Source organism: Rheinheimera mangrovi, from assembly GCF_003990335.1.
GTDB lineage: Bacteria > Pseudomonadota > Gammaproteobacteria > Enterobacterales > Alteromonadaceae > Pararheinheimera > Pararheinheimera mangrovi.
In genome coordinates this window covers 2,829,710-2,841,764 of the sequence record NZ_CP034683.1, presented here as the reverse complement: position 1 = coordinate 2,841,764, position 12,055 = coordinate 2,829,710, and the positions used below count along the sequence as shown (strand labels likewise).

14 protein-coding genes and 1 riboswitch are annotated in these 12,055 nt (G+C 47.2%); of the genes, 2 read left to right on the top strand and 12 right to left on the bottom strand.

The window, feature by feature from the left end:
* Position 1: 1 nt before the first annotated feature.
* Complete coding sequence (locus tag EK374_RS12705) at positions 2-613, bottom strand: response regulator transcription factor (protein WP_127024139.1); 612 nt, start codon at positions 611-613, stop codon at positions 2-4.
* Positions 614-723: 110 nt separating this feature from the next.
* On the opposite strand from EK374_RS12705, the gene EK374_RS12700 reads away from it, so the two are divergent.
* Positions 724-1,614 (top strand): hypothetical protein, encoded by an 891-nt coding sequence (locus EK374_RS12700; protein ID WP_127024136.1) that lies wholly within the window; start codon positions 724-726, stop codon positions 1,612-1,614.
* A 113-nt stretch (positions 1,615-1,727) separates the two neighbouring features.
* On the opposite strand, the gene EK374_RS12695 is transcribed toward EK374_RS12700, so the two are convergent.
* The 10 genes from EK374_RS12695 to EK374_RS12650 form a co-directional block, all read right to left on the bottom strand.
* Complete coding sequence (locus EK374_RS12695) at positions 1,728-2,381, bottom strand: DUF5610 domain-containing protein (protein ID WP_127024133.1); 654 nt, start codon at positions 2,379-2,381, stop codon at positions 1,728-1,730.
* Positions 2,382-2,458: 77 nt separating this feature from the next.
* The gene (locus EK374_RS12690) at positions 2,459-3,301 is read right to left on the bottom strand and encodes a cobalamin-binding protein (protein ID WP_127024130.1); all 843 of its coding nucleotides are present in this window, start codon (positions 3,299-3,301) and stop codon (positions 2,459-2,461) included.
* Positions 3,301-3,912: a cob(I)yrinic acid a,c-diamide adenosyltransferase gene (gene cobO / locus EK374_RS12685; RefSeq protein ID WP_127024127.1), complete on the bottom strand. Its 612-nt coding sequence runs from the start codon at positions 3,910-3,912 to the stop codon at positions 3,301-3,303. The genes EK374_RS12690 and cobO overlap by 1 nt, the downstream gene beginning before the upstream one ends.
* Before the next feature lie 21 nt (positions 3,913-3,933).
* Positions 3,934-4,545, bottom strand: a complete 612-nt coding sequence (locus EK374_RS12680; protein WP_127024124.1) for a histidine phosphatase family protein — start codon at positions 4,543-4,545, stop codon at positions 3,934-3,936.
* Complete coding sequence (gene cobU, locus EK374_RS12675; RefSeq protein WP_127024121.1) at positions 4,532-5,062, bottom strand: bifunctional adenosylcobinamide kinase/adenosylcobinamide-phosphate guanylyltransferase; 531 nt, start codon at positions 5,060-5,062, stop codon at positions 4,532-4,534. The genes EK374_RS12680 and cobU overlap by 14 nt, the downstream gene beginning before the upstream one ends.
* Positions 5,062-5,844 (bottom strand): adenosylcobinamide-GDP ribazoletransferase, encoded by a 783-nt coding sequence (locus tag EK374_RS12670; RefSeq protein WP_206099200.1) that lies wholly within the window; start codon positions 5,842-5,844, stop codon positions 5,062-5,064. Before EK374_RS12670 ends, cobU begins: the two co-directional genes overlap by 1 nt.
* Positions 5,841-6,902 (bottom strand): nicotinate-nucleotide--dimethylbenzimidazole phosphoribosyltransferase, encoded by a 1,062-nt coding sequence (gene cobT / locus EK374_RS12665; RefSeq protein WP_127024118.1) that lies wholly within the window; start codon positions 6,900-6,902, stop codon positions 5,841-5,843. The genes EK374_RS12670 and cobT overlap by 4 nt, the downstream gene beginning before the upstream one ends.
* 27 nt (positions 6,903-6,929) lie before the next feature.
* Positions 6,930-7,928, bottom strand: a complete 999-nt coding sequence (locus tag EK374_RS12660) for a FecCD family ABC transporter permease (RefSeq protein WP_127024115.1) — start codon at positions 7,926-7,928, stop codon at positions 6,930-6,932.
* On the bottom strand, positions 7,925-8,710 hold the full coding sequence (locus EK374_RS12655; protein ID WP_233280246.1) for an ABC transporter ATP-binding protein: 786 nt from the start codon (positions 8,708-8,710) through the stop codon (positions 7,925-7,927). The genes EK374_RS12660 and EK374_RS12655 overlap by 4 nt, the downstream gene beginning before the upstream one ends.
* A gap of 104 nt (positions 8,711-8,814) precedes the next feature.
* A riboswitch (cobalamin riboswitch) is annotated at positions 8,815-8,971 on the bottom strand.
* 77 nt (positions 8,972-9,048) lie between these two features.
* Positions 9,049-9,402 (bottom strand): PDZ domain-containing protein, encoded by a 354-nt coding sequence (locus tag EK374_RS12650; protein ID WP_127024113.1) that lies wholly within the window; start codon positions 9,400-9,402, stop codon positions 9,049-9,051.
* Positions 9,403-9,588: 186 nt separating this feature from the next.
* On the opposite strand from EK374_RS12650, the gene EK374_RS12645 reads away from it, so the two are divergent.
* The gene (locus tag EK374_RS12645; protein ID WP_127024110.1) at positions 9,589-10,386 is read left to right on the top strand and encodes a substrate-binding periplasmic protein; all 798 of its coding nucleotides are present in this window, start codon (positions 9,589-9,591) and stop codon (positions 10,384-10,386) included.
* Here the strand turns inward: EK374_RS12645 and EK374_RS12640 are convergent.
* A complete protein-coding gene (locus tag EK374_RS12640) occupies positions 10,376-11,998 on the bottom strand; it encodes an L-lactate permease (protein WP_233280245.1) in 1,623 nt (540 codons plus the stop codon). The genes EK374_RS12645 and EK374_RS12640 overlap by 11 nt on opposite strands.
* Between the last annotated feature and the right edge of the window lie 57 nt (positions 11,999-12,055).

Below are 12,055 nucleotides of genomic sequence, written 5' to 3'. Positions count from 1 at the left end.
CTTAACTTAAATGCAATGCTTCAGCCATTTTGACTAAATCAGCCAGCGTTTTAGCCTGCATTTTGCGCATGGCAGAACCCCGGTGTATTTTGATAGTGACTTCGCTTAATTGCAGCTCCCAGGCAATTTGTTTATTCATCTTGCCCTGACACACCAGCGTCATCACCTGTTTTTCTCTGCTGGTTAAGCTATCAAAGCAAGCGCGTACAGCTTCGTTGCTTTTTTCTGCATGCTGCTGATCATGAATACGTTCCATGGCTGTGGCCACCGCGTCCAGCATGTCCTGATCACGAAAAGGTTTGGTTAAAAAGTCCACAGCACCGGCTTTCATCGCCCGCACAGACATAGGGATATCACCATGACCTGTCATCAGGATCACGGGCAGTTGAATACCATAATCCTGCAATTTCGCCTGAAAGCTCAAACCACTTAAACCAGGCAGACGCACATCTAAAATCAGGCAGCCCTGTGCGCCGGTTTTATACTGCTGTAAAAATTCCGCCACAGCACCGAAGCTCTGAGTTTGATAGCCCATCGAATTTAATAAGCCCTCCAGCGCATAACGCAACGAGCTGTCATCGTCCACTATATACACCACTAAATCCTGTTCCACGCTCTGTTCCTTTGCTGTGCTATTTTTGCCACCTATCGACTATAGCACTGGAATAACAACTGTTTTATGCTGGACTTCAATAGTCTGTCCGATTGCTAAAGGGAGTGTGTATGGAGCTTTCAGTCAGATACCCTGTGTTGTCAGGGCTGGCGGGGATATTATTGCTGTTAAATGGCTGCGGTCTCAGCCAGCCAGTGTTGGCTGATGGGCAATCTGTGGTTGCATTACCGTCACAATTGAAAGAAACCTCGGGTTTACTTTGCCTCGAGCAAGACTTTATCAGTTTCAATGATTCAGGTAATGAGCCCTTGCTTTATCGCTTTGACCATAATGGGCAAATCAATCACCAGCTACAACTTTCATTCAGAAATAGGGATTGGGAAGCTATCAGCTCAGATGGAGAATTTTTGTATCTGGCCGATACCGGTAATAATGCAAAGTACAAACAGACGTTGTTTATTTACAAAGTGCCGCTGAATTGGTCTGGTTTAAAACAACCTTATACCCCGGAGAGGCTAGAAATAACACTCCCTGTTGATAAGAAATATCAGCCTTATCAACATGATATCGATTTTGAGGCTCTGGTGTACCAGCAAGACAGTTTGTGGCTGATCAGTAAAAGCTGGGATAGTCAGATCCCAAAACGTTACAAGCTGGATCCTAAGTTAAAACAGCAAAAGCTTGGCAAAGCTCTGCCTTTTGCTAACCCCGGTTTTCTGGTCACAGATGCAGTTTTTGATCAAAATAAACAAGAATGGTGGCTGGTGGGTTACCCGGATCCACGCAAAGCAATTTGGGCTTATTTAAGTAATGCCGGTTTCCAGCCTCAAATTGCCCGTTATGATGAAAACCTGCTTTTGTTGGAAACCAAAGCTTTAGCCACCACAGGTCAGGTAGAGGGTCTTTGTATTGATCAGGATAAGCAGATTTGGATCAGTGAAGAGGGCAATAAACATAGTCCTGCGCTGTTGATTAAAACAGGCTTTAGCAGCAGTAAATGAAGAACTTGCAGAAGAAAAGAACTGGCCTTAAAAAGGTAAGGCCAGTTTAAAAAACAGCTGGTTTCAAGGCTTAGATGAAACCAGCACGTCAGGAGTCGTTACAACAGATTTACTTACACTTTCACCGAAAACCGCAGTTCGCTGCCGGTATTAGCGGCGACTGATTCAGTCATATCCTGATCTTCTACGGTTTTATCCGGGTTTAAAATCATTTCACGGAATTTAGCGAAGCCTTCCTGTATTAAGGAGTAGGTGCTGTCGATATCATCCGAAACTTTACCATTCAGTACACCCAAACCATCCAGAATACCGCGGGCATCTTCAAAGCCTTTATCTACACCACCGCCAACTAAGGACAGGAATTTATCCAGGCGTTCTTCTTCCGGCATGTCCGGGTTTTGTTCGGAGAACTTTTGATAAAAAGCTGTGGCAAAACCAACAATGCGATCGGCAGTGGCTTGTGGCGATGTGTCGACGCCGCTGTTTTTAATTTTTTCAGCTGCATTAGGGCCAAACTCGGCTTCCAGCTCACTATTAATGCCTTCAAGTGCAGTTTTATACAATAATCTCATCGAGTTATCGTCGTCACCTGTGCTTAGTTTCAGCTGATTTTCCATAATAGTTGCATTCAGCTTTTGCTTATTCATCTGAGACGACTCATAGCCTGAAAGCTTTTTCTCTTCGGTCGTTTCATTGGTTTCCGTCGCTTTGCTGGCTTGAGCCTGAGCTGCTGCATTTGACGAGCCGACACCGTTAACAGATGACATAACACACTCCCTTTGGGCGTAAATGAGCTTCAGTATAGTTCTGACTAATCATGCTATCGGCTTTGGCTTTAGTAACTTTAGGACTTTTTGGCAAAAAATTGCCGCGTTTTGTCGATGTCGGCGCAAAGTTGCCGAATACCAAGCAGCATTCGGCTGGTGGTGCGGTGTACAAGGTCGGAGTTGGGTTGGCTAAACTGTTGATATTTAACGGCTGGAATTGCAGGCCAGCGGCTCCAGTCCAGTAATGCCCGTGGTTCATTCACCGATACGGGCTGGATAATCAGTTGAGGTTGGCTTGCGACCACATGCTCTAAACTGACCTGAGGATAATCGCCTATGGCAGTTGCAAAAGGGTTAGTGGCGCCACAAAGCTCCAGTTGCTGCTGTGGCCAGGCCTTTTGTGCCACTGTCGACAGCGGTTGTTGCCACAACTCATAAAATACAATGACTTTTGGTTTGGTACTGTAGATCTGTCGCAACTCAGCCAGGCCTTGTTCCATTCGCTTCGCTTGTTGTTCTGCCGCAGCAACTGCACCTGTATGTTGGCCTAACAAACGCAGTTCTTTGGCAATATCATTCAGTTGCAACGGGTTAGAATCCACCACATGTAAACCAAGCTGCCGCAGTTTATTGAGATCCGCAGGTGGATTGCCATCTGTCCAGGCCAATACCAGATCCGGTTTTAACGCCAGAATTTTTTCGACCTGCAATTGAGCATAATTGCCAACACGAGGAATTTTTTTCGCGGCATCCGGATAATCAGCATGGTCTGTGGTGCCAACAATTTTGTCGCCTACACCAATGCTATACAGCTGCTCGACCAAATGGGGAGAGAGCGCAACAATACGCTGAGCAGGTTCGGCTTGTACTTTGACTGCAAATAAGGCGCAGCAGCACAACGTAATACGTAGCACGTACATTACCAATCAACTCCTTTTTGCACTTGAATCCCGGAGTCGAATGCATGTTTGATTGACTGCACTTCGCTGACGGTGTCGGCCATCTCAATTAAGGTCCGATGAGCCGCCCGGCCTGTGATCACCACATGTTGGGTGGAGGGTCTGTTATTGAGCGCATTCACTACTCTTTCCAAATCTATGTAGTGGTAACTCACCATATAGGTCAGTTCATCCAGCAGTACCAGTTGAATGCTGTCGTCCTGTAAAAATTGTTCGGCTTTGGCCCAGACCAATTCTGCTGCAGCAATATCAGCGGCTCTGTCCTGGGTATCCCAGGTAAAACCTGTGTTCATCACGGCAAACTCAACGCCATGTTGTTGTAACAAATTGCGCTCGCCACAGTCCCATGTACCTTTAATAAACTGCGCTACTGCGGCTTTTAAACCATGACCTACAGCGCGGGCCACAGTGCCAAAACCTGCGGTGGATTTACCTTTACCATTGCCTGTGATCACTAACAATAAAGCTTTGTCAGTGCTGGCGGCAGCGATACGGCTATCGACTTGCTCTTTGAGCTTTTGCTGACGTTTTTTATGGTTTTGCTGTTTTACATCTGTGTTTTGTTCAGTCATGTTGTCTCTCTTTGGAAAAATTTAAAAACCAGCGCTGCCAATACAGTGGATTTGCCATGGGCTTTGTTTGTTAAAACGGCTGATCCGGCTGACGCTGCCATAGGCAATAGACATCTGCTGCAGCCAGCTGCTTTGCTGTAAGTCGATCTTTAATAAGGAGGCCAGCAGCAGACGGATCACGCCGCCATGCACTAACCATAAAGCATGCTGGTGCTGCTCGTATTGCCGCTCGTATTGAGAGCCGCTATGCAATTCAAAAGCCCTTAAAACCCGCTGCTGAAAATCAATTAAAGATTCACCTTTAGGTGGCGTTATGGCAAAAGGCTGCTGCCAGAATTGTTGTTGTGCAGGCCAGCAGGGGCTTTGCTCATCAAAAGGCACGCCGTCCCACAGGCCAAAATTCATTTCTTTTAAATCCGGCTCTATCACAAGCTCAAGCTGCAGGCGTTGAGCCTGTGCTGCGGCACTGTGGCGGCAACGTTGTAAAGGTGATGTCAGTACATGCTGATAAGACTGGGTAGACAGCCACGACAGACAGGCAGGGGATGATTGCTGCAACATCACATCAGTCCAGCCGTATAAAGCAGCAGGGCCTGCGACAGGGCCATGGCGTACTAAATCAATCTGTTGCATCAATGCCTCGCTTTAGATAAAGCGGTAAGCCGGCTGCAACAAAAATCACCTCATCACAAACTCTGGCCAGCTGTTGGTTCAGCCAGCCTTGTTGGTCGACAAAAACTCGGTTCAGTTCGCCCATAGGCACCAGCCCCATACCCACTTCATTGCTGACCAGTATCAATTTGCCTTCAAACTGACTAACAGCATCTGCTACCTGCTGGCGCGCCAGGGCAAAATCTTGCTCTGGCTGATGATACAGCTGATTATTTAGCCAAAGCGTTAAGCAGTCGACTAATACCGTCTGGCCTGAACCAGAAAGCTGCGTTAAGGCTTCACAGAGCAACAATGGGCATTCGATTAATAGCCAGTTGTTGGGTCTTTGCTGCTGGTGCAATGTAATCCGTTTTGTCATCTCAGCATCAAAAGCAGTGGCTGTGGCTATGTAAGTCACCTGCTCTGATGTTTTGGCGAGAGTTTCTGCCAGACTGGATTTGCCACTGCGGGCGCCGCCTAAAATCAGCGTTTTTTTCATCACTGCTGTCTCCACCATATAAGCCACACCAGATATAAAGCAAGTTCAGTGACTTGTTGCGCTGCGCCTAATAAATCGCCTGTATAGCCCTGTAGCTGACAGCGGTAGTAAAAAAACAGCAGAACAAAACATAAGATGAGGATAGCGAGCAGAGATAAAGCTAAAGACAGAGGAACAAAATACAAAAGAGGCACTACAAAAAGCCAGATCCATAGCAAAGCACGTTTTTGTAGTGAGGTGGCTATAGGTTTGGTTTTACTCAACGAATCCAGTTGCTGATAAGGCAAGACAAAAGTAAGGCTGACTGCTGTGGCGCGCGATAAACCAGCCACCAGCACGAAAGCCCAAATGGCTTGTGTCTCTAAGGCTTGCAGGCTTTGCCACTTGATCAAAAAAACCGATAACAGCGCAACCAGACCATAAGTGCCAACTCTGCTGTCTTTCATGATCTCCAGCTTGCGCTCAAGGCTTAAACCGCCACCTAAACCGTCAGCTGTATCGGCCAGACCATCTTCATGAAAAGCACCTGTTAGTACCAGTCCTGCCATTAAAGCCAATAACACAGCGATGGAAAAGGGCAGCAGTTGAGCTGTAGCCACCAACACCAAAGCTTGCAGGGCACCCAATAACAAGCCCACCAGACTTAAATAGCGGCTGCTTTGATTCAAAAGCTCTGGGCTGTACGGGGTCGATGTAGGCACAGGAATACGGCTGAAAAATGACAAAGCCAGACAAAACAGGTGCCATTGCCTGAGTGGCCATTTCAGCATAGAGGTTTTCACTCAAGAGCTCCGGCTTCCACCACTTGAGTCACGCCGGCATCAGCAAAACTTGCCATATCGTTGTAAAAACTAATGGCTGCTTTGAGTAATGGTACCGCCAAAGCAGCTCCTGTGCCTTCGCCTAAACGTAAACCTAAATCCAGTAACACAGAGGCATCCAGAGCCTTTAACACCGCCTTATGACCAGCTTCAGCACCCTGATGCGCAAAAATTAAATAGTCACGGCAATTCGGCGCCATCTGACAGGCCAATAAAGCCGCGACTGAGACAATAAAGCCATCAATGAGTACAGGTTTTTGTAGTGAAGCTGCACCTAAGATAGCACCACAAAGCTGGACTATTTCAAAGCCACCAAATTCAGCCAGAATGGACAGCGGATCTTTGGCATAAGGTCGTTGCAAAGCCCGCTCAATTAACGCCAGTTTTAATTTAAATTGTGCATCACTGATACCAGTACCACGACCGACACAAGTTTCAATCGGCAAATGAGTTGAAGCTGCGAGTAAAGCGGCAGCACTGCTGGTATTGGCTATACCCATTTCACCCAACAGCAGTAAATCGCAGCCTGCAACAATCTGTTGCTGTGCAGCATGACGCCCTAAAGCCAGACCCGCTTCAACCTGCGCCAGACTCATAGCAGGGCCCTGACTGAAATCTGCTGTGCCACAGCCTAAAGAGTGTTGAATTAAACCTTCAGCATCCGGCAGTGGCAACAGCATGCCGGCATCAACCACAAATAGCTCAATATCATTGGCCTGGCAGAAACAGTTGGCCGCGGCACCGCCTGCCAAAAAATTCAATACCATCTGCTGAGTCACTGCGCTTGGCGCTATGCTGACGCCGTGCACATTGATGCCATGATCAGCGGCGAATATCAGTAGCACAGGTTTATTTAGTGATAAAGGGTCTTGGTTTTTATTTGGGTTCTGGATCAGCGCCAGTTGCAGCGCCAGCGTCTCCAGCATGCCCAGAGCGCCCGCAGGTTTAGTTTTTAAATTAATACGCTGCTGTATGGCTGGCGTCGCAGATTTATCTAAAGCAGGTATTTCAAATAACATAACAAGCGACTCCGTTTTCATCAGCATTTAACCGCGACGGTATTTAAACAACATGGATAAAAAGAACAAGCTGCCTATGGCTGAAGTAACAACCCCTATAGGCAATTCCTGATCTGGCAATACGCTGCGGGATAAGGTATCTACGCCAGCTAAAAACACGGCGCCCAGCCAGACAGAGCCCAGCAACAAAGCCACGCTGGATAAGCCAAATAAAGATCGCACCAGATGGGGGATCATCAGGCCGACAAAAGCGATGCCGCCACAACAGGCGACAATAGCAGCGCTGACCGCAGCACAAAGCAGCAAAATAACTAAACGCAAAGGTTGTACATTCACGCCTAAACTGCGGGCACTTTCATCGCTTAATACCAAAGCGTCTAACTGACGGCGATACAGTAATCCCAACAACAACGTAATAAACACCAGCGGGCTTATCAAAGCGATATGAGTCAGGCTGGCCTGGCTTAAACTGCCCATCAGCCAGAACATCACGCGGTTGGCGGCAAAAGGTTCTGATAAATACAACAAGGTGGTGGTGATAGCGCTGAGCATAAAGCTGACGGCTACGCCACAAAGCAGCAGACTTTCAAGCCTCTGCCAGCGACTGCTGGCGCCAATAATCAGCACCAGAAACACAGCCAGCAAAGCGCCAAAAAAAGCGAATAGGGGCGTGAGTAGCTGCCACTCTGGAACTACGATAGTAGCTATGGTTGCGCCTAAGGCTGCGCCTGAAACTATGCCAAATAAATAAGGGTCGGCCAGCGGATTGCGGCTGGCATTTTGCAATAAAGCACCACAAAGAGCTAAACCAGCACCTGCCAGCAGTGCCAGCAATAAACGCGGAAACCGCAGTTGCCACAGTACTGTTGACTGCATATCATCCAGCGGCGCCAAGCTAAATAATCCGGCCATGGAAATAGGCACTGAGCCGGTGCTTAATGCCAGCAGGCAAACCAGGACAAGTACTACCATTGCCAGTAAAAGACGCAGTGGTACAGGCAAAGCTGTTAACAACACCTTACTCATACATAGTCCTTGTAGCCAAAACTGACCCGTGGACAATCACCAAAAGGGTTTTGATCGATTAAACAAGGAATACGGAACACCTCCGTAAGTAACTCCTGCGTTAGTACTTGCTCTGCTGTGCCGTCGGCCACCAGTTGGCCTTGATTGAGCAGTAATAAACGGTCGCAGTAACGTGACGCCAGATTTAAATCATGAATACTGGCGATCACCGTAATATTCAGAGCCTTGGCAATACGCAGCACCTGATGCTGGTAATACAAATCCAGATGGTTGGTGGGTTCATCCAGCAATAACAGCAGAGGTTTTTGCATCACAGCGCGCGCCAATAACACCCTTTGTTGTTCACCACCGGATAAATGGGCAAAAGAATGACGTTCTTTATTTGCTAAACCGACCAGTTCCAGACTCTTCTTGAGTTGCTGCAGGTCCTGCTCTGTATTGGTTTGCCATAAAGCTTTATGAGGAATTAGTCCCATCAGCACCACATCGGCCACTGTTAAATCAAATAAAGGACCGGATAACTGACTGACGAGCGCCACTTTGGCCGCCAGCTCGCTTTGACTAAAAGTGGAGATGGGCTGGCCATGCAATTTAATCTGGCCGGAGCTTGGCTGATACTCTTTTTGCAGCAGTCGCAATAAGCTGGTTTTACCGGCTCCATTAGGACCAAGCAAAGCGACAAACTGGCCTGGCTCGATAGCAAAATTCAGCCCAGTTAATATCTGCTGCTGATTGATCAGCAACTGCACCTGCAAAAATTCGACAACCGGGGTGTGGCCCACTAAAACGCTCCATTAAAAAACGGGCAGGGACCAGGACATGCAGCACAAAAACCGCAGAGTTCCGGCACAGTGTAAGCCCGCACTGTGTGCTGCAAAAGTTGCAGCGCCTGAGGTTTGTAAAGGCAGGACATCTGACTTGCCATACTGGGTTCAGTGCGGCTTACAGTTGCGGGTACAGTACAGGATTTACACCTGTTTCCCTTTCAAGTTCATTGCACTAGCTAAAAGCTGTTGCTGAACACCTTTAACAAAACCCGCGCAGTGTAGCAGAGCAGGGCGCCGGGCGTCAGCAGAAATGTCCGGCGGTCTGGATGTCCTTTAAAGTAAGGATTCGAGCTTTATTCAGCAATCACTGTTTTAGTCAGTTCTGTGCCATCCGCTTGTTTAATTAAAAAGCTGACGGACTCACCCTTATTTTTTTTCATCAAATCTTTGGCATCATCGGCAGGACATCCCGGAATAGCGCAGTCAGCTATTTTCAAAATTTGATCACCTACCAATACACCTGCTTTTTCCGCAGCACCACCTGGCACAAGTTCTTTTACTTTAACACTGACAATAACAGGGCTAAAAAAACCATCCGCATTAATATCCAGAGATAAACCTATTTTACCCTTTTCCGCAGCCAAGGTTGCGGTACTGACTACCAGGCTGCAAAACGCAGCAGATAACAACAGCATTTTTTTATTCATGTCGATAATTCCTTATCTTTAAATTAACGAATAAAACCAGATGTTTACATAAGCGACAATAAAACGAATGTGGGATGGAAACAAGCCATAGCAGAAGATTTTTGCCGAAGTAGGGTGAGCATGTCTGGTAAAGCAAATAATGCCGTGCAATAGTAGATTTGTGTGATTTAACCCATAGGTTCGTTGATGCAAAAAAGGTTATTGTCTGGATTAGCTGCCTTAGTGTTGTTTTACGCAGGTGAAACACAGTCTTGTGTGCTGCGGATGGCGGCAGAAATCGACTTCCCGCCTCATCTGATCTTACAAAATGACAGCTGGCAGGGACAAAGTGTCGAGCTGTTGCAATTACTGGCCAAGGAGGTCGGCTGTGAACTGCAGTTTATTAACAGCCCCTGGCTGCGTTCTTTAGCACAAATCAAATCCGGCGAATTAGATTTAGTCAGTCATTTATCCTACAGCGACGCACGGAAAAATGATTTTGCATTTATCGGCCCTCATCATATTGAATCCATCTGGCTGATCGGCAATCCGGATAAGTTACCCAAAGTCTCGACTTTAAAAGACTTATCTCACGACGTTGATTTGGGCCGTATCGCTGAGCTTAATGGGGCTTATTATGGCGAGGAATTTGAGCTGTTAAAGCAAAATCCTTTTTTTGCCAGACAACTGGTGAGTATCAGTAGTATTCAGGACAAACTGGCATTGCTGGAGGCGGGTAGGGTCAACGCTATTCTGGAGGATGAGTCAGTGCTGTATTACTGGCAAACACATCAGTATAAAAATGCAAAAAATTACCGGCCTTTAGTACTGGTGTATCAAAGCCCTGTTTATTTTGGTTTCAGTAAAACAACCTTATCCAAAGCTATGTTAATCAAACTGCAAAAGGCCTGGCAGAAGTTGTATGAGCAAGGTGATATAGAAAAGACGGTGAAACGATATCAGCGAACAACCACAGACGTGTTGATCCCTTCGACTACCTTGTAAAGCTGTAAAGTAAAATGGCGACTGTACTTGCCAGCAGACAATACAACGCCATCGGCAGCAAGGTAAACCGCATAATCTGTCCCTCCTGTCCTGTTAGTTTCACCACTGAAGCAGCAGCCACCACGTTCACTACACAAAGCATATTGCCCGCATTGGCTCCCAGCATTTGTAATGCTAATACCAGAGGTAAGGGCAGGTTTGAATCTGCCGCCAGTTGTTGCTGCATACTGGCAAACATCAGGTTGGAAAAGGTGGCGGAACCTGCGATAAATGAGCCTAAAGCACCAACCCATGGCGCACACCATAACCAGACTTCCGCCAGATGTGTAGTGGCCATTGCGGCCAGATACATAGGCATAGCAGGTAAATCTGCGCTGTTCAGATCCGAATGCAAAAACAACCTTACCATAGGCACTGCGCTGGCGAGCGTAATAGCTGCAGGCCAAATTCTGCTCAAGCTTTCTGTTGTGGCTTTACGCATCAATTGGCGGCGTTTGGCTTGCCATGGTAAAAACAGCAGTACAGTTAATACAAACAACGTACCTGGTAAATATAAAGGCTGAACAGAGGTGGATAAATTGGTGCCAAAAATCTCGGACCAATTCAATTGCACAGCTTGTAACGCAGCTTTAAAAGGTAAAAATTCAAGTCGGCTTATCACCAATAAAGCCGCAAGTAACAGATAAGCGCCCCAGGCTTTGAATAAACTGAAATTTGAAGGTGCAGTATGATCTTCTGCACTGGTGTTATCCGCTTCGTTGTCACAGCGCCATCGAGTCACAGGCACGGCAAAACCAAAACGTACCAGCAAGGTCAACAGCAGCAAGCCTGCCAAAGCACCTAACAAAGATGGAAATTCAGGCCCAAGATAACGGGCGACCAAAACTGCGGGCAGGCTGTAACAAAGGCCAGACAACAAAGCGAGTGGCGCAATAGCCAAGCCAGAACGCCAGCTTGGCGTATCACTAAAATAGCGGCATAACAGCAGGCACATCAGCACTGGAATTAAGCTGGCGCACAACAGGTCAATACTGGCTGCAGTGATCGCGCTTTGCTCTATTAGCTCCGGCGATACACCAGGCAGGCCGTTGGTCAGACCTACCAAAACAGGAGTGCCAATAGCGCCAAAAGACACAGGCACTGAATCTGCTATCAGGGTTAAAACCACTGCAGCCAAAGGCCTGAAGCCTAATGCAATTAATAAAGGAGCAGCTATAGCCGCTGGTGTGCCAAACCCAGCTGCGCCTTCTAAAAACGCCACCAGTAGCCAACCAACAAATAATAACTGAATACGATGATCACTGGAGATGCTGGCAAAACCACGACGGATCAGCAAAAAACTGCCGTTATTTTCCAGCACATTTAATAGCAGCAAGGCACCAAACACTACCCACAATACGGTCGTGGCGATCACCAGACCTTCAATAATAGCTGCCGCTATATGCAAGCTTGGGACTGACCACACTACTGCGCTTAAGATTAAAGTGCCCAGCAGGCAAAGTGGCATAGCTTTTCGGGCTGGCCAGCGTAAAAAAACCAGAAAAAACAGTACGCTGAGTAGCGGAAAAAGCGCACAAAAAAGCAGGCTGTAGTCCATTTGCATCTGTTCCATTGCGGATCCCATCAGCCGCTAAGGTAGCTGATTTTTATGCTGATAAACCAGATCTAA

What these genes read in the sequence shown, in the direction of transcription:
- EK374_RS12695 (WP_127024133.1), bottom strand. Translation starts at nt 2,381, where the DNA reads ATGTCATCTGTTAACGGTGTCGGCTCGTCAAATGCAGCAGCTCAGGCT.
- EK374_RS12645 (WP_127024110.1), top strand. Translation starts at nt 9,589, where the DNA reads ATGCAAAAAAGGTTATTGTCTGGATTAGCTGCCTTAGTGTTGTTTTAC.
- cobU (WP_127024121.1), bottom strand. Translation starts at nt 5,062, where the DNA reads ATGAAAAAAACGCTGATTTTAGGCGGCGCCCGCAGTGGCAAATCCAGT.
- EK374_RS12660 (WP_127024115.1), bottom strand. Translation starts at nt 7,928, where the DNA reads ATGAGTAAGGTGTTGTTAACAGCTTTGCCTGTACCACTGCGTCTTTTA.
- EK374_RS12640 (WP_233280245.1), bottom strand. Translation starts at nt 11,998, where the DNA reads ATGGAACAGATGCAAATGGACTACAGCCTGCTTTTTTGTGCGCTTTTT.
- cobO (WP_127024127.1), bottom strand. Translation starts at nt 3,912, where the DNA reads ATGACTGAACAAAACACAGATGTAAAACAGCAAAACCATAAAAAACGT.
- EK374_RS12700 (WP_127024136.1), top strand. Translation starts at nt 724, where the DNA reads ATGGAGCTTTCAGTCAGATACCCTGTGTTGTCAGGGCTGGCGGGGATA.
- EK374_RS12650 (WP_127024113.1), bottom strand. Translation starts at nt 9,402, where the DNA reads ATGAATAAAAAAATGCTGTTGTTATCTGCTGCGTTTTGCAGCCTGGTA.
- cobT (WP_127024118.1), bottom strand. Translation starts at nt 6,902, where the DNA reads ATGTTATTTGAAATACCTGCTTTAGATAAATCTGCGACGCCAGCCATA.
- EK374_RS12690 (WP_127024130.1), bottom strand. Translation starts at nt 3,301, where the DNA reads ATGTACGTGCTACGTATTACGTTGTGCTGCTGCGCCTTATTTGCAGTC.
- EK374_RS12680 (WP_127024124.1), bottom strand. Translation starts at nt 4,545, where the DNA reads ATGCAACAGATTGATTTAGTACGCCATGGCCCTGTCGCAGGCCCTGCT.